This is a genomic window from Arthrobacter sp. C152, assembly GCF_054890965.1.
In genome coordinates, this window is sequence record NZ_JBTZSU010000016.1 from 1 (window position 1) to 16,519 (window position 16,519).

The 16,519-nt window shown below is 59.8% G+C and carries 13 protein-coding genes and 1 pseudogene; 5 read left to right on the forward strand and 9 right to left on the reverse strand.

Going from position 1 to position 16,519, the window contains the following annotated elements; translation table 11 throughout:
• The 4 genes from ACYSM9_RS12450 to ACYSM9_RS12465 all read right to left on the reverse strand — a co-directional run.
• On the reverse strand, positions 1-808 hold an 808-nt coding region (locus ACYSM9_RS12450; RefSeq protein WP_461857277.1), incomplete at its 3' end, for a DDE-type integrase/transposase/recombinase.
• A 363-nt stretch (positions 809-1,171) separates the two neighbouring features.
• The gene (locus ACYSM9_RS12455) at positions 1,172-1,570 is read right to left on the reverse strand and encodes a hypothetical protein (protein ID WP_461857278.1); all 399 of its coding nucleotides are present in this window, start codon (positions 1,568-1,570) and stop codon (positions 1,172-1,174) included.
• Positions 1,567-2,808: a serine/threonine-protein kinase gene (locus ACYSM9_RS12460; protein WP_461857279.1), complete on the reverse strand. Its 1,242-nt coding sequence runs from the start codon at positions 2,806-2,808 to the stop codon at positions 1,567-1,569. The genes ACYSM9_RS12455 and ACYSM9_RS12460 overlap by 4 nt, the downstream gene beginning before the upstream one ends.
• Positions 2,809-2,889: 81 nt before the next feature.
• A complete protein-coding gene (locus ACYSM9_RS12465) occupies positions 2,890-4,125 on the reverse strand; it encodes a MinD/ParA family ATP-binding protein (RefSeq protein ID WP_461857280.1) in 1,236 nt (411 codons plus the stop codon).
• A gap of 694 nt (positions 4,126-4,819) precedes the next feature.
• Here ACYSM9_RS12465 and ACYSM9_RS12470 point away from each other — a divergent pair.
• On the forward strand, positions 4,820-5,131 hold the full coding sequence (locus ACYSM9_RS12470) for a hypothetical protein (protein WP_461857281.1): 312 nt from the start codon (positions 4,820-4,822) through the stop codon (positions 5,129-5,131).
• A 435-nt stretch (positions 5,132-5,566) separates the two neighbouring features.
• On the opposite strand, the pseudogene ACYSM9_RS12475 reads toward ACYSM9_RS12470, so the two are convergent.
• The 3 genes and pseudogenes from ACYSM9_RS12475 to ACYSM9_RS12485 all read right to left on the reverse strand — a co-directional run.
• Positions 5,567-5,704 (reverse strand): annotated as a pseudogene (locus ACYSM9_RS12475) (MBL fold metallo-hydrolase); the annotation flags it as partial.
• Between the two features lie 81 nt (positions 5,705-5,785).
• Entirely contained in the window at positions 5,786-7,240 is a 1,455-nt protein-coding gene (locus tag ACYSM9_RS12480) for an O-antigen ligase family protein (RefSeq protein ID WP_461857282.1), read from the reverse strand.
• A gap of 124 nt (positions 7,241-7,364) precedes the next feature.
• Positions 7,365-8,201, reverse strand: a complete 837-nt coding sequence (locus ACYSM9_RS12485) for an MBL fold metallo-hydrolase (RefSeq protein ID WP_461857283.1) — start codon at positions 8,199-8,201, stop codon at positions 7,365-7,367.
• Positions 8,202-8,630: 429 nt separating this feature from the next.
• Between ACYSM9_RS12485 and ACYSM9_RS12490 the strand changes: the two genes are divergently transcribed.
• The 3 genes from ACYSM9_RS12490 to ACYSM9_RS12500 all read left to right on the forward strand — a co-directional run bounded on the left by ACYSM9_RS12490 (position 8,631) and on the right by ACYSM9_RS12500 (position 12,524).
• A complete protein-coding gene (locus ACYSM9_RS12490; RefSeq protein ID WP_461857284.1) occupies positions 8,631-10,145 on the forward strand; it encodes a tyrosine-protein kinase domain-containing protein in 1,515 nt (504 codons plus the stop codon).
• Positions 10,146-10,513: 368 nt separating this feature from the next.
• Positions 10,514-11,239, forward strand: coding sequence for a glycosyltransferase family protein (locus tag ACYSM9_RS12495; RefSeq protein WP_461857285.1), 726 nt, complete (start codon positions 10,514-10,516; stop codon positions 11,237-11,239).
• Between the two features lie 262 nt (positions 11,240-11,501).
• Positions 11,502-12,524 (forward strand): MATE family efflux transporter, encoded by a 1,023-nt coding sequence (locus ACYSM9_RS12500; protein WP_461857286.1) that lies wholly within the window; start codon positions 11,502-11,504, stop codon positions 12,522-12,524.
• Positions 12,525-12,921: 397 nt separating this feature from the next.
• On the opposite strand, the gene ACYSM9_RS12505 is transcribed toward ACYSM9_RS12500, so the two are convergent.
• Both ACYSM9_RS12505 and ACYSM9_RS12510 read right to left on the reverse strand, forming a co-directional pair.
• Positions 12,922-13,578, reverse strand: a complete 657-nt coding sequence (locus tag ACYSM9_RS12505) for an acyltransferase (RefSeq protein ID WP_461857287.1) — start codon at positions 13,576-13,578, stop codon at positions 12,922-12,924.
• A complete protein-coding gene (locus ACYSM9_RS12510) occupies positions 13,472-14,185 on the reverse strand; it encodes a glycosyltransferase (RefSeq protein ID WP_461857357.1) in 714 nt (237 codons plus the stop codon). Before ACYSM9_RS12510 ends, ACYSM9_RS12505 begins: the two co-directional genes overlap by 107 nt.
• Before the next feature lie 1,079 nt (positions 14,186-15,264).
• On the opposite strand from ACYSM9_RS12510, the gene ACYSM9_RS12515 reads away from it, so the two are divergent.
• Positions 15,265-16,509, forward strand: coding sequence for a glycosyltransferase family 4 protein (locus ACYSM9_RS12515; protein WP_461857288.1), 1,245 nt, complete (start codon positions 15,265-15,267; stop codon positions 16,507-16,509).
• Positions 16,510-16,519 lie beyond the last annotated feature (10 nt).

Sequence of the window (16,519 nt, forward strand, 5' to 3'; positions counted from 1 at the left end):
GTTCCGCAAAAGAATGCGGCCAGAAACCCGGGATAACGGAATCCTCGGAATAATCGCGGGGTCGTTTCGCCCGGGCCGGCACGATCCCCGTCGAATAGTGCTCGGCCAGCTGCTGGTACCGGGTGTTCAGGACCCGGGCCGGCTCGCCCCGCTTGGGCCGGTGGGTCGAGGTCGCTGGATTGTCCGGGACCACCAGCTGCGGGACTCCGCCATAGAACGAGAAGGCCGCCACGTGGGCGGCTATCCAGGACGCCGATGTCATGTCCGTGTACCCATGGCAGAACACCGCCCCGGAATAGGGCAGCACCGCCACGAACAGATAAACCCCGGTCACCTCGCCAGTGACCGCGTCCACCACGTCCAGGGTGTCGCCGGCCCAGTCCACCAGCATCGCCCGGCCCGGCTCGTGGTGCAGCGTCGCCACGACATCGGTCACTCGGGCATGGTCGGCGAACAGGGCGCAGTACTGTGAATACCCGTACTTCTTCGCGCCGTTCGCGGTGCTCGAGGCCAAGTATCTGCTCCAGGCCTGCTGAAGGGTGAAGTGTCGGTTCTCCCTCATCGAAGCCAGCACCCGATCAAAATCCGGGCGTTCGTATAACTCCGTGACCCTCTTACGGCCATCGGGAAACAATCGGGCGATCTCCTGCGGGGACATCGCCCCGATCTGCCCGGCCGTGAATCCGTAAGCCGCGATCGTTTTCTTCGCCGCGGCCACATCACGGCGTGAACACCCCACCACCGCGACGATCTCGTCATAGCTACGACCAGCAACGGCCAGGGTCATGATGGCCTTGAAATCGGCCATGCTGCCTCCTCACATAGGAAGAGGCGGCGCCCAGTGCACCGCCTCACCCACAGGGCAGCACCCAAAGGCCACGGCAGTACCAACTCACCGGAACAGCAATACCAACAACCCGGAACACGAGTACCAACTCACGCTATCTGCCAGTCAGGACATTTGCGACGCCGCCGCGGACGGTTCCAGGTCGGCGAGCGTGAGTGGGTGGGCAGGCTGTCCGGGGAAGGGAAAGGTGGACGTCACCGCCAGGTCCGGGCCAACGCGCACCAGCTCACCTGGCGTGCTATGGGACGCCTCGGCGGCCACCCAGCCACCAGCGCGAAAGCCACGCTGTGGGTCTTCCCTCTCGACGGCGGGTGGCGCTGACGTTCAGTCGTCTTTGTCCTTTCCTTTGCCCTTGGCAGGCGGTTTGGGTGCTGCGGGGGCGGGCGTCTGAAGAGTCGGGGTGGGGCTGGGGGTCGGCGTCATGGCAGCGAGGTCGGCGTTGACGAGGTCGATCGCCGCCTGGATGTCCTGGCGGCGTGCCGGTGAGATGTTCCCGTTTGCGGCGGCAGCGGAGACGTCGCTGGCGAGCAGGTCCAGTTCGGCCTTGGCGGCAGCCGGGTTTTTGTCGGCGGCGGCCTGGGCCACTGTCTGGAGCCGGGCATTGAGCTTCTCCGCGGCACCGGGTTGCAGATCGGGAGGAGTGGTGGCGCACCCGCTGAGAATGCCTGCCGTCAGCAGGGCCGCGGCCGCGATGCTGGAGAACGTGGTTGGTGTCTTGATCATGGTGTGATGCTTCGCTTCAGCTGCTCGATGTGCAGGCCCAGGTCCCCTGAAATGCTTGGCAAGGGTTGCGGAGCCCGCGGCGACGGGGCTTGGACATTGAGAACGGCAACAACCACGAACGCAAGCACGGCCAGTGCGACCCCTCCGGCGGCGAACACTTTTGCTTTGCGCGATACGCGAGTCAATAGCTTCTGCGGCCCTTGGCGCCCGACCGGCGGACCTGGCGCTGCCGCCACGCTGGAGTACTCATCGGTGTCGCCGGGGAGGCTGGGGATCAGGACGCGGGTGCGGCCCGGGGATGCTCCGATACGGGGCGAACGGTCCGGCATGCCGGGCATTCTCTGTGTCCCCTGCCCGGGGGTGACGGGCAGCACCCCGGGCGTGCCGGATCCGGCTGCGGCCCGAAGCGCTGTTTCGACTTCGCCCGCCGTGGGGCGGGCGGAGGGTACGGTTGCGGTCATGGCGGTGAGGAGGGCACCCCACCGCGGGCCGAGGCTGGCGGGAACCCGGGGCGCGCGGTTCATGCGTGCAACAGCTGATTCGATGCCGGTCCCGGGGTACTCAACCGCCCCGGTGAGGCACTCGAGCAGGACGAGTCCGAGGGAGTAGATGTCGCTTTCCACCCCGAGGCGGGTCCCGGAGACTTGTTCCGGACTCAGGTAGGCGGCGGTGCCGACGGTAGTTCCCGTGGCGGTGAGCCGGGAGCCTTCGAGCAGGCGCGCGATCCCGAAATCCGTGAGTTTGGCGTGGGCAGGGCCGCCCGGCATGGACCCCGGCAAGAGGATGTTGGCCGGTTTGATATCCCGGTGGACGACTCCGCGCCCGTGGATGTAGTCCAGGGCCGAGGCCAGCTCCGCCCCGATCCTGGCAACATTGGCGGCGGGCAGGGGGCCACGGCCCAGCCTGGTGTGCAGGTCGGGTCCGTCGATCAACTCCATGGACAGGAAGGTCCGGGGCATGCCAGGCGCCGTGGTGTCCGTCCCGGCGTCGTACAGCGTTACCAGGGCCGGGTGGTTGAAAGTGGCCAGGAGGCGCATTTCCGCCTCGACCCGCTCCCGGCCGCCGACGGCGCCGGGCTGGGCTCGGAACAGTTTGAGCGCCACCTCACGGCCCAGCTGCTCATCCCGCGCCCGGTACACCGCTGCTGTTGCCCCCTGCCCGATCAGGTCAAGGAGCCGATACCTTCCAGCAATTGGAAGATCCGCTTGTCCAGGAAAGGAATGCTCCGACGTTGCCACTCTCACCTCCTGTTCCTGGACCCGGGCAAAAACCCCGGGCACGGCTTCGCCCAGGTTTTCACAGCTTCTGCTTTGCGTGGTCTATTGGTACCCGTCCACAATAGCGGCGGCGATCTCTTTGTAGGCCCGCCGCGTCTCCGGCTTCAGCACATCAAGGGTCACCAAATCCCCGTCGGCGACACCCCGGTCGTGGGGAACGGCGATCAGTTCGCGGCAGATTCCGGAAAGGTGCTCCTCGATGGCGTCCTTATCCACCCGGGAGGACACCTCGTCCTTGTCCGTGATCACCACAATGGCGTTGCGGGCCAAATCCTCGTAGCCGTGGCTGGCCAGCCACTGCAAGGTGCTGCGGGCGCGCTTGGCGCCGGACACCGCGTAGCCTGCGGCAATCACCAGGTTGTCAGCCGACTGCAGGATCCCGCTCATCGCGTTGTGGGTCACGCCGGTGCCGCAATCGGTCAGCGCAACAGAGTAGTAGCTGGAGATGAGCTTGCGGATGCGCAGGTACTCCTCCGCGGTCAGCGAGTCCGAGACCTCCGGGTCCTGCTCCCCCGCAATCAGGTGCAGCCGGCCCGCGTGGTGCATGTACCGGGCCAGCGAGGTCAGGGAGTCGATGGAGTCGATATTCTCCAGCAGGTCCGTGATGGTCCGCGGGCTGGCCTGCTGGTAGATGCCCTCGCCCAGGGCGCGCTCCACCAGGTCCCCCGAGTCGGGGTTCGCGTCGATGGCGCACGGCGCATCGCCACGGTATTCGGCCAGGGTCAGGCCGACACCCACCGTGGTGGAGGTCTTGCCGATACCGCCCTTGAGGCTCAGGATGGCAGTGTTGTAGCTTCCCTGGAGCTGCCGCGAGATGCGGCGGGCGAGCTCGTCCTCCTGGCGCTGCTTGGGCCCGGGCCCCAGGTTCCACGCGCCGCCGGTCAGGTTGTACAGCGCGCCCCGGAAGCCGCCCACCGGACGGGGCTTCTGTTCCTTGACGAACAGTCCGGGCGAGCTGATGAAGTCCGGCATGGGGCTTTCGGAGATCGCCTCGGCCACGGTGGGGCGGCTGCGGCGGAAGGACGGCGCCTGTGCGGAAGCGTCCGACGGCGGTGCGGTATCGGTGCCGGCAACTTGTCCAGTCCCGGAGGCTGGCACGGAAGCATCAGAGTCCAGGGCCGGACCGAAGCCAGGTTGCCTAGCGGGTTGCGCCGGGGCCGGCGCGCGGGACGGCTTGGTCGCGTCGGCTGCGGCAGCCGCCTCCGCCCAGGACGTGCGGCGGGTAACTGGCGCTCCGATGTCAGACTGGCTGTTCGTGTCAGGGGTTACTGCTGGCATGGTTCCTGTCCAGGCATCGTCCACTGAGCCGTCGGCACGACGAAGGTCGCGGCGTCGGCGCAGTTGCGGCTGCCCTGCATCTTCTGCTGAGGCGCCTGCATTCTGATCCGCCGGTTCTGGCATGTCTGTCCCCCCGGACGCTCGGCAAACGGTTCTGCGGCACTTGGTTCAGACAGTAAGTCTAGGCGCTGGAACCGGGTTGCCCAGCCAGGCTGTCTACTTAGTGGTGCGTGAGGGCGGCGGCTACTACGGCGACAGTGAGGACCAGAAGGACGGTCAGAACGGCGTAGCCCACCCACTTGGGGCGGCCTTTGTGGGGGTTGATGTCGACATAGGGCATGATCAGCGCTGGTTACCTCGGGTTACGGGCCGGAGGGGGATCCGGAGAGCGCGGCGCTTGAGCCGCAGCATCTGATACAGGACAACAAAGGGAACCAGCAGGGTGCCCAGAAGAGCGCAAAGCGCCAGGGCGTACTCAGAAAAAGCCACAACAGCCTCCGTCGATCATGGTGATCCCCATCGCAATGACCTAATCACGAGTCAACGAAATTGACAAATTGCGTCAAAGACTCAAGGTTTCCTCAAGAAGCCGCCCTCCCACCTAACCCTCGGCGGCCTGGTTCCGAAGTCTAGGATGGGAAACAAAACCGCAGGCCACAGGTGTTCCGCTGAAGACAAATCCACGGACAATTCCGTGTCCCGCCGCGACGAGGTTGCGGACCGGGTCAAGTCCTGGGCGCTTCCCGTGGCGGCTGCGGTGCTGGCCGTGGGGTTCGGGGTGGCCAGCATCTCCAACGGACTGGCCCAGCGGGACCGCACCAGCCCGGCCTCGGACCAGAGCATGGCAGCAGGCCAGGGCCCCGCAGCCGGACAAAGCCCGACGGCGGGGCAGGGCACCTGCGCGGCGCCGGACCGCGCCGGCCTGGTGCCGGCGCAGGGCACCTTGTTCGGAGTGAACCTGGACACGGCAGCCAAGCCACTTTCACAGTTCGCCGCGGACCTGTGACACCCCCGCTGTCCACAGGTACCGCGGCGGGCGCGGCGGCCGCGGCGGAGGCGGGCTGGAACGGGACGGCGGCAAGCAGGGCGCAGGTGAGAACAACGCTCCCTGCCCGGAGACATGAGAGCATGCCTCCACCTTGGCGGGGCGAACTCAGTTTACCCTGCGGTGCACACTCAAGGTTGACTCAAGAATGGGTGTTTGTGCAGGTCAAGACTGTTTTTTGGCACAGCGCCCGTGGAGCGACGTTAGCGTTCCACGGCCATCAGCACCACGCCGATGGTGGCCACCGCCAACGCGGCCAGTGCCACATACGAGATGAACCGCAGCCTGCGCTGCCGTGCACCTGCCTCGAGTAGCGAACGCCGTAACTTCCCCCGTGCCTGCTCATGCGCTGACCATAGGGAGCAAAGCTCAAGATTCCCTGACAACTGGCGTTTGTTACGAGGCGTCCTGGGTGTTCCGCCAGTTCTCTTGGAGCCGTTTGATGAACCACCGGGACTGCTCGGGGCCGTACGGCAGGACGGGAATGGCCTTGGTGGCGTCGTTGGGGGTGTCGCGGATGGAATGGCGGGCCTGGCAATTTCTCGCTAAACCGCGAATGCTGACGAGCCGTCCGAATGCGAAAATCCGTCGATACTCTCGGGCATGCAATCCATTTTAGCGACGGCCAGGCAGTAGACCTTGGGACCTGATGCTAGCTGCCAAGGCCCTTTGCGGGGCAGCTTCCTCCACCTCATCACCCTCCTGACTTGCCCTTGCCGCCGCTGAAACAAGCAAAGCAGACAGGGCAACTACGACGGCGAAACCTTTATCTTCAGGGCTAGTGCCGAAAGGAATCAATGCCAAGAGAGTGATCAAGGCCCCGCTCACAGCGGTGTTTTCGTACAGGCTGAGTCCGTCACCACGGCGAATAAAGGCGTGGAAGATCATCAAAATGCCGATGCTGATAACGGCCGTTCCGATTATGCCAAACTTAGCGGGAAGGACCGCCCATGAGTCGAGCGAGAAATTCATAGCGGCACCCCCCGGGTTGGGGTTGGGAAAGTAAAGTCCCAAGCCCTGTCCCATCAGCGGGTGAGCGTTGAAGATTTGGAGGCAGTATTGTGTCGCGCGCTCCCGAATAACTCCAGACGCGTCAGTTGCGAAGCCACTTTCAAGCACGCGGGCCATCTGGTCAATGCGTTGCTGGACGAACCGCTCAGATGAGAATGCTGCGCCCGCAAGCGGAAGGGTCAGAGCCAAAGCTCCAACCCCTAGCACACCACCCATGACCGCTCGACCAATCGGCACACGTTTGTTGGCTCTGAGACCAATGACTCCGACGATGGCAACGGCAAGGACAACCCCCGTGCGCGTACCTGTCACAAGCACTGCCAAAAGGAAGACTGGAGCGAGCAGGAGCCAGCCCCACCGGATACGCGACTGCGCTAGGCCAAGCGCCAAGCACATAGTGAGAGGCAAGGTGAGGGCAGCCAACGAGCCGAGGAGGCCGCCCTGGGCGGATGTGGTCGCACTGACTCCTTCAACCAGTCCGCGCCTCTGGATCCATTCCGTGGCGAAGCCATAGGCGGCGAGTAGTCCCACACCGAGAGTAATCGCCCTCGCCCAGCGGAGCGAAACCTGCCCCGCCGCGTCGAGGCCTATAACTACTCCAGCACTTATAAGAAGATATGTGAGACCATCACGCGCCCACATGCTAAGTGGAACATTGTTCAGAATCACGCTCTGCACCAGCGACGGTACAAGCACCCAGAGGGCTACGAGCGAAGCTCCCGTCAAAGCCGGTTTGACGCGCCTTCGGTAGCTCCGATCAGCCCCTCGGGCGATGTTGTGTGCCGCTAAAACCGCAGCCAAGACTACGCCGGCCAAGTACCCAAGCTTTGTGACGCTGAGGCCGTCACCGCTTTGAAACACGAAGAAGGCGCCTACGACGAAGAACATCAAGCGGAACCATGCCTTCGTCATCCCGTACACAACCAATGCGGCTGGAATAGCTAGAAGAGCCGACGGCATGAGCGTGGTTGCCGTCACGACGACGACCGTAAGGGCGGCAACGCCAACCGCCCAACCGGAGTCGGCGAGACGATGACTGGTTAAGAATGGAACCCCCATGGGGCTGATTCTACCGGGCAAACAAATCACTTTACGTCCGAGCGACTTGGACCCAAGGAGCGAATTAGTGCCGATGAAGCCTCCACTCGAACAACTGTCTATTCGATGAGATGCGTGCCGCTAGTTACATGCTTGAGGACTCACGGCTAGCTTCCCCGTGCGTTTCCTGTAGACGCCTAATAAACCACCGGGACTGCTCAGGGCCATACGGGAGGACGGGAATAGCCTTCGTGGCGTCGCTGGGGGTGTCGCGAATGGACTGGCGGGCCTGGCGGACGGCCGTAGTCATGGTGTTGGCCATTGTTTTGACGAATTGGTCGCTGCAAGGCTTTCCGTGCCCCGGGATCAGGAACTCGTAGCGGTGCCGGAGGGCCGATATGTGCCTGAGGGCATCAGCCCATTCCTCGGGGTAAGAGTCCTCGAAGGACGGGTGGGCACCTTGTTCCACAAGATCGCCCACAAAGAGCGTACTGGGCGTGCCTACCAGCAGGTCTCCATCGGTGTGGCCCCGTCCCAAGTAGAACAGTGTCGCCGTAAGTCCGCCAAGATCCACCAGGACGGGCTGGTCCTTGACAATAGCGTTGGGGACCACAAGCTCGACGCTATCGCCTTCGCCGGTGGCCATCTCAGGCTCAACGGTTCCAACGTGGCGGCGCTGAACGTCGCCGCGTTGATCGATTTCAGTGGCACAGTTTTCGTGGGCCCAGAACTCTGTGACGCCGGCCTCGGCAAAGACAGCGTTGCCAAAGAAGTGGTCGTAATGAGCGTGCGTGTTGGCGACCACGAGGGGAAGGTCAGTCTTTTCCCTGACCGCTTCCAGGACCTCGCGCCCTTGGCGAGGCCCGCACCCAGTATCGATGACCATGGCGCGTTCGGAGCCGACAATCAGGCCGGTGTTCAGCAAGGATCCTTCAGTGACAAGTACATAATTGTCCGTGCCGACTTCGAGCCATTCCGACATTGTTACTCCGTACCTCCGGCAAGCAGTGTGGGTTCGTCTTGGTGACCGATTGTACTCACCTCTTTGGTCCGTTGCGGGGAACGAGAGCGAATCATGCCACCTTCCACACTCCGTGGCCCTGCGGCCAAAATGCTCAACTCAGGTTAACGTCGAGCTATCGGAACTGGGAGCGTTCGAGTCTCTTAACCGACTCGCTTGTGTGACGTCCACGCCTCGACCACACGTTGGCGGATCGCCAGCAGACGCCTTAGAGGAACGGTCACGGGTCAGGGCGAGCCTGGCAACAATCACCACGACTACCAAAGGTGCGACGACGTCAGCGTCAGGCAGTGAACGGCAGCAGGTATGATTGCATCACCGCACTGATATTGCCGTACTGGTGGCTGGCCGGACGGCAGGTCTCCAAAAATTGAACTAGGGGGCCACCAGTTGGATATACGTGACTACTGGCGCATCTTTCGTCGCAATTGGTTGACAATCGCGGCAACAATCTTCTTGGGTTTGTTCGTGGGTGGCGGCATATCGATGTTGATCAAGCCGACCTATACCGCGGACACTCAACTTTTTGTTGCCATCCAGAATTCAGGATCAGCTCAAGAGCTTCAACAGGGCAATACGTTCAGCCAAGCCAGAGTTCAGTCGTACGTGAAAACAGTCGACACACCCGTTGTCCTTCAACCTGTAATCGACGCTCTAGGGCTTGATGTCAGGCCCGAGGCGCTGGCGGAGAAGGTCAAGGCAACAGCGGATCTGAATACTGTCTTGATCACAATCTCGGTAGATGACGTTTCACCAGTACGAGCGTCGGCTATAGCACAAGCCGTCGCGGACAGTCTTATCAAAGCTGTAGACACTCTCGAGCGTCCAAAATCGGGTGGATCCTCCCCCATTAGTCTTTCGGTTATTACTCCGGCCTCCGTCCCGATCGCGCCATCGGCCCCGAACACCAAACTCAATCTGTTATTGGGTCTTGCGCTCGGTCTGATTACAGGATGCGCTGCAGCATTCCTCAGGTCTAACCTTGACAACCGAATTCGGGGAGAAGCTGAGCTGAGGAAAGTTACCGACCTGCCGATACTTGGAGGAATTGCCTTCGACCCTGTGGCAGCTAAGGAGCCCTTGCTGGCCAAACGCCATACCCACTCTCCGCGGGCTGAGTCTTTCCGACAGTTGCGGACCAACTTGCACTTCGCCAACGCTTCGGGGACGGCAACCTCCGTTCTTGTAACTTCGTCTCTTCCCGGCGAAGGAAAGAGCACCACGGCAACTAACCTGGCGATCACGCTTGCCCAGGCTGGGCAAGCCGTATGTTTGATCGACGCAGACCTTCGTAGGCCAATGGTTAATGAGTATCTTGGCCTTGATCGGAACGCTGGATTAACCACGGCGCTGATTGGACAAGCTGAAGTTGTGGACCTTCTGCAGCCCTGGGGGGAAGATAATCTTTTCGTTCTTACCTCGGGCAGAATCCCGCCTAATCCGAGCGAGCTGCTGGGTTCGGAAGGCATGAAGAACCTCGTTGCCGAACTCGAGCAGTCGTTTGACATCGTTGTAATCGATGCCCCGCCGTTGCTTCCCGTGACCGACGCCGCGGTCCTGTCACAAAGTGTTGGTGGGGTTGTACTCGTGGTTGGCTCACAGCGAACTAAGACTCAGGACGTTCAGAAATCTCTCGGATCGTTGGAGTTGGTTGGCGCCCGTATTCTTGGGCTTGTACTCAACCGTTTGCCAGCCAAGGGACCCGACGCTTACGCATATGGTTATTACACCAGCGACGAAAGCGATCGCCGCGGTGCGACAAGCGCAGTCTCTACAGGCGGGTCAGATACGAATAGCCAGGGAAGCGCACAAGGTCGGAGAGTTCAAACTGATTTTGACTCCACTCTCTACGATTACGAAGATGCGCCGGCAACGCGCTTCCCCAGAAACGATTTGAGCCGCTAATGGGCGCAGTTTCGCGGCTACTCCTGGCCGAACCGCGAGTTTCCGGGCACCGCTTGGCGTATGTTCGACTCTTGTTGACAGAAGCTCTGAGCAGAGGAGCTGAAGTCCATATAGGTCTCCCGTCGGGAGCGTCGGAATCAGCTGAATACCAAATCCACCTAAATGACCTGTCCGACAACTTCAGGCTCAGCACTATCGAAGACTTCGGGCTCCGCGAACTCGAACGACTGAGTTTAGAATTCGGGGTCACTCGCACGATCGTTACGGACGCAGACATATTGGCAAGGCAAGTTGCCAGCACCGGCAGTTGGCGGGGTTCCGGGACTCTTTCGATCCTCATCATGAGGGAAAAGGCGCAAGGACGCGCATTGAGTCCCATCACATGGTTGAAGACAACCGCCAAGCACACCTTGATGTACCGAGCATCATCGGTTCGAAATGTGGAGGTGTCTGTCCTCAAATCAGCCACCTGGGAGGGTAGGTCGCTATTCCGCGTAGCGAAGGACCCAGTTGAACTGGAATGTACATACCTAGACGTGGCGGATGTCCGCAGTGCATGGGGACTATCCTCAGGCACTTACTGGTTTGCTGTACTTGGTGCAGTAACCGAACGGAAAAATGTTCCGTTGGTGGTCGAAAGTCTTGCCACCCTCTCCAAAACTGACTACGCCGCTGGACCTCTTGGACTGCTGATCGCTGGAAGCGTTGATGGAGAATTGAAGTCAGACTTGCTGAACTTCCGAACTAAATGTGAAGCTGCAGGTATAGAGTTCGTAGTGATCGATCGGACACTCAGTAATACTGAACTTGACGCCGCCGTAGCCGCGAGCAACTGTCTAGTATTAGCTCACTCTAACGAGGGTCCCAGCGGGCTTCTTGGCAAGGCGGCATGCGCCGGTACAAGGATTCTTGCCGCCGGAGCAAACAGTCTTCGGCACGACATTAGATCGCTCGGCGATATGGCCGAGTGGACTCCGTTGAAAACCTCTGAGTTAAAGTCAGCGATGAAACGTGCTCTCACCAGTGGACGCGGTGAACCCAAGTTGTCCGCCAACAAGGAGATGTTCGTAGAAGCACTAATGCCACGTGCGTAGCGTTGAATCGCCGTACGTGAAGGCACCTGTTCAACACCGCAACCGTAAACATCTGCCGCTACTTCTTCAGACCCTCTTGCTGGCGTCCAGTACCGCGGCAGGCCAAGTTATAGTCGCGGTTGTCTACATCTTGAGCGCTAGATCCATGGGTCCAGAAATATTTGGTCCACTCGTCGCCGCCGTAGGACTTGGTGCGACTCTTGCCGGACTCATAGATTTTGGGTCAAACTCTCTCAGCGTTCGCGAAATGGCGGCTCTGCGAATGGACCTGAACGGCTTCGGTTCAAGACTGAGCGGCAAGCTCCTAATTGGAACCGCCGGCTTGATTTTATGGGCCGTCACATTATTTGCGTTTGCGCGTGATTCTTTTCTCTGGGTGGCTGGCCCGATTGCCTTTTCTCAACTCTTAGGGCAAAGCTTTGTCGTCCCGCTTCGCGCCCGTGGTCGTACAGATCTACTTGCAGCCGCCACGTTAGTTGACCGCCTGACAGTGGCATGTTTCTTCCTGGCACTTCACCTCGTTGATTTCAGCCCTCAGCACACGCTTTGGGTGGCTATGACGGCCGGTCCGGTCGTGTCTGCTTCCGTGGCCCGGTGGATCTTGGCACGCGACCTCAAACCCAATCTCAGTTGGTCCGTATCGGTAAATCCCTGGAGCAATGCAAAGCACTACGGGGTTTCATCTGCGGCTGTAAGTGCACAATCCCTAGACCTTACGATCATGAGTCTCGTCGGCGGCCCGTCCGTCGCTGGCGTCTACGGGGCAGTCAACCGCTGGACTCAGCCAATGAGTCTGCTGGCAGCGGCCTTCACGACCTCCACAGCCCCACTTGTTGCCAAAATGGGCAGCTGGCGCACTGCCTGGCCACTCCTTAAACGTAGTTCGGTGCTCATTGGCGGAGCCGTACTTTTATGCGTAGGGGTTGCTGTTTTCTCAGAGCCGCTTGTCGCAGTCTTGGTAGGAAGTGACTTCGCAGATTCTGCGGCGGTTCTTAGAATTTTGGCTTTCGGCACAATCGGTGCCGTCCTCAACCAACCTCTAGCAGCCTTCTTGCAGGCTCTTGGCAATGAACGGGCCGTCTCTTTCATCACAACTTCTGCAGTCGGGATACAACTGATGCTTGTCGCCCTGCTGACTTGGGCGATGGGATCAGTAGGGGCGGCTCTAGCATTCGCTATCCTGCAGACCATTATATTGATTCTGTTGCTGGTAACCATCGTCGTGTCGCGTCGTCGCAGTCTCATCGTTATCGGCCGACATAGTCGAGGAGTACGTGGCCGTTAGTAAGTCGATGTTTAGACTTTATGCTTTGTCCGCTACGGCTTTAGCAAGGCCGCGCCCAAATTGCGCCCCTCTCCTTAGCTCGAAAGCTCAGGCAGCCCTATCACTTGTTGTCATGCTCTAGCCGAATTCCATTACTGTTCCAAAGACTCACGAGTGCTCGTGAGCAGTGCCCTGCCAATCCGGATTCCGGCGAGAGTGGCAGATCATGTGACCTAAACAGGCACTCCAGCAGGCTCCCTAGCCGGCAGAACCACGCATCGTGCCTTGGACCAATCAGGCCCACCTCAAGAGCCCATACTCTGCCGATGTGTTGCCTCAGATCGGCCCGGCTGGATGCGGCCGAATGGCCATGAGTAGACGGACGCGAATCGTAGGGTTGAACAACCGAAATGGACGCCTACGCCTGACTCGCCCTTTCCCGGAGAACCTGGCTGTGCATTTCGCGCTCGGCTTCTGTTGCAAATCGCATGGCAATCACTCGGGCAGGATTGCCAACAACAATCGAGTAGGCCGGGACGTCTTTCGTGACGACCGAACCTGCTCCGATCACAGATCCTTCACCGATAGAAACACCACCCAAAATAATGCTAGAGGCACCCACCCAAACGTCCCGCCCTATCCTGACTCGGTCTCGCTCCCGCGCGTCACGCTCACCAACCCAAGTTGAATGCGCCATGGGCACACCAACCTCGGCTATCTCGTGGTCTTCTCGCCCTATTATCTGGACATGCATGCCTATAAGGGCGAAATCGCCGATTTCCCCATTCACCTGCACAACGCTGCGAGGACCGATTGAGACCCCTCGCCCAATTCTCAGCCCGTGGGTCGAACCGATAATCGCCCCGCGGCCGACTCTGAAATCGTCTTCAAATTGCACTTTGCCGTGTACACAAAGTGTTCGCAGGACTGCGCGGGCGGCGCCACGTATGAACCCAGGAAGAACTGACCTACTTGCGTTGTCCATTCGAGCCTTTCGCATTATTTGTTGGGCCACCCTGAAGCGCATCTTGCAAGCCGTTTGCCATAGCTTCCGCGGAGTAGCTACTTTCGACATACTCAGACAACTGAGTCTGTGGGGTTAGTGCGCGCTTCTCCCATGCGGAAAGAATCGCCTGGGCTAGAGAGTCTGGCGTATCGGACTGGAAGTACGCCACTCCCCCAGAAGCTTCAAGTTCAATCTCAGGCGAGTGGGGCTCATTGTCGGCAACCAGCATCGGCACGCCAAATCCCAGGCTTTGCGTCAGACCAAGACCAGCGAAGCCCGGAGAAGCTGAACAGAATGCCCTAGAGTAGTACTCTCGCAGGGAACTGAGGTCGTCAATCCAGCCAGGAAAAGTGACTTGCTCCGATATACCAAGCCTGGCGACCATTTCTTTCAGGAGTGTAAGTTCCTCACCGCCACCAATCAGAGTCAGCCTGATTTCGGGTTCACTACGCACGGCAATGGCAAAAGCCTCGACGAGAAGCCGGACCTTCTTTGTTGGCGCGAACCTACCTACATAAATGACAGAGTTCTGGTCCCATCCCTCTGCGGGCTTAATGTCTTCCGCCCGGTACAGAGAATTAGGTGCTACCCATACAGTGCTTCCCGGAATGTCGTTTACAGCCTTTTCAGCATCACGATAAGTGTATGAGATAGTCCCGTCTGCGAGCTTACGCATACCACGGCGAAGGAACGCCGTGGACGAAGATGGACCGGCCTGCGGGTGGATATGTCCCCACACTAATGTACGCCGCCTTAGGAATCGCCGGCTGAGCAGAATTGACCATGCACTCACGCTCCGCGGGTTGAGGTCCAGAATGGTTGTGCCGGCAGCGAGTGCGGTGCGCCAGTGACCCGTCTGCACAAAGGCACGGTTCCCAAGAATTCTTTTGATTGCCACAGTCGTGTACATCGATTCAGGAATCCCGGTACGCACGGAGTTGTCAAGATGTGCGGGACTAACAAATAGGCGCAATGTGTCTCCGAGCCTGTCGGACAAGATACGCATACATTCAGTTCGGTACTTTGGCAATACCGCCAAGTACAGGACGTAAGGGACGGGTGCTGATTCAGCGCTCATAGTCTGGGGATCTCTCTAATATCCTTGGCCGTCGACAGAGAAACGCTTTCCGACAACAGTGGCATCGGGAGTTGCAAGAATGGCTCCGTCCGGGACATTCTGTCCCGCCTTAACGACAGTTCCTGGAGAAACCACGGCGGAAACTCCGATAGTCGAACCGCCTAAGACGATGCATCTTGTGGTCAGCCATGCCCCGGACCGCACATGGATCGGTTTAGTAATCAATGCCATGTCTCTACGAACCGCATGACTACCGGTGGTCAGAAAGGACTCTTGTGAAATAACGACGTCATTTTCTACATAGATGTCATCTTGATTGTGGAACCAAACGCCCTCTCCGATCCAGCAGCGATCTCCAACGTGGAGCTTCCACGGAAACTTAACGCGGGTGCGCGGCCGAAATATGACATTCTCACCAATCTCGGCGCCAAAGGCACGAAGTGCTTTCACTCGCAGTCCGGAACTAATCTGCAACGGGTTTGTGACGATTAATATCTCCGTCAGAGCCCACAGGTAGACGATCGGTCGCGGTCGATCCCATGCTTGTCGTTCACCAGGAGCCAGCGATAGGTCGACGACGGGGACACTACGGTCCGCCGTCCCCCTTACGTTCTGACCATGATCCATATTTCCCCCTCATATTCGCTGCCACCGGCCCGGCCACTATTGTTGCACTCGTGAATCACTCAAAACTCAAGATCACGATCATCGGGCTGCATTATGCGCCAGAACCCTCGGGCAACGCCCCTTACACCACCAGTCTCGCCGAAGGTCTCTCCCAGAGAGGTCACGATGTGACCGTGGTGACCGGGTACCCCCACTACCCGGAGTGGTCTGTGCATTCAGGTTATAGGGGGTGGTCCATAAAGCAGTCATTGAACGGAGTCAGCGTCAAGCGGCTTCGTCATTTTGTGCCGCAGCATCCATCAACCCTGGGTCGTCTCCACATGGAGTTCAGCTTTGGCGTTCGGGTACTGGCAACGAACTGGCACAAGCCGGATGTAGTCGTACTGGTGAGTCCGGCACTTTTCTCGAGTGGTCTTGCGCTGCTCCGTGCCCGATTGCTGGGTAGGCAAAAGGGAACGATTATCTGGGTCCAGGACATATACAGTCGGGGCATTGTCGAAACGGGCGGCAAGCCCGGGTTTGTCTCCAGAGCGATGGCGCTGGTTGAGCGGAAGGTCTTGGGATCCGTTGACGCCGTCGTGGCGATTCACGACAGGTTCGCTCGCTACATCAGCGAGGGCCTCCAGGTACAGCCGGACTCAGTTCATGTAGTCCGCAATTGGACACATCTGCCTCCGAGCAGGCCAGTCGACCGTGAGGCTGTCCGCCAAAAGTTGGGTTGGAATGCAACGGACATCGTTGCTCTCCACTCTGGCAACATCGGAAAGAAGCAGGGCCTGGGCAACGTCGTGGAAGCTGCTCGTTTGGCTGAGAGCACGGGGAGCCGCGTCAAGTTCGTGCTTATGGGCGACGGAAATCAGCGGACAACGCTGGAGACTTCCGCCAAGGGACTGAAACAAATTGAGTTCGTGGATGCACTGCCTCAAGCGGACTTTCAGGCAGCACTTGAGGCAGCCGATGTTCTTCTGGTCAACGAGCTCCCTGGCGTTCGGGACATGTCCGTTCCTAGCAAGCTGACTTCCTATTTCACATCTGGGCGACCGGTTTTAGCGGCCACCGATGAAGGTTCGGTCACAGCCGAAGAAATCGGCAACTCCGGTGCAGGTATCCGGGTCGACGCCGGCGACCCCGCAGCCCTCGTTACGGCAGCGGAATCCTTGGGGGAAAACGCTGATTTCGCGAGTAGCCTAGGTAAGCAAGGCCGCATCTTCCGCGAAAAGACATTGTCAGAAACATTCGCGGTCGGCCGCTATGATGATCTCATCACGAGTCTGGCGTTGTCGCGCGGCCGCTAGGCGGTGCGAC

Bases quoted from the DNA above. Each gene is read 5' to 3' on its own strand.
- ACYSM9_RS12500 (WP_461857286.1), top strand. From the start codon at position 11,502: ATGGACCTGAACGGCTTCGGTTCAAGACTGAGCGGCAAGCTCCTAATT.
- ACYSM9_RS12465 (WP_461857280.1), bottom strand. From the start codon at position 4,125: ATGCCAGCAGTAACCCCTGACACGAACAGCCAGTCTGACATCGGAGCG.
- ACYSM9_RS12510 (WP_461857357.1), bottom strand. From the start codon at position 14,185: ATGCGTAAGCTCGCAGACGGGACTATCTCATACACTTATCGTGATGCT.
- ACYSM9_RS12455 (WP_461857278.1), bottom strand. From the start codon at position 1,570: ATGATCAAGACACCAACCACGTTCTCCAGCATCGCGGCCGCGGCCCTG.
- ACYSM9_RS12485 (WP_461857283.1), bottom strand. From the start codon at position 8,201: ATGTCGGAATGGCTCGAAGTCGGCACGGACAATTATGTACTTGTCACT.
- ACYSM9_RS12480 (WP_461857282.1), bottom strand. From the start codon at position 7,240: ATGGGGGTTCCATTCTTAACCAGTCATCGTCTCGCCGACTCCGGTTGG.
- ACYSM9_RS12505 (WP_461857287.1), bottom strand. From the start codon at position 13,578: ATGTCGAAAGTAGCTACTCCGCGGAAGCTATGGCAAACGGCTTGCAAG.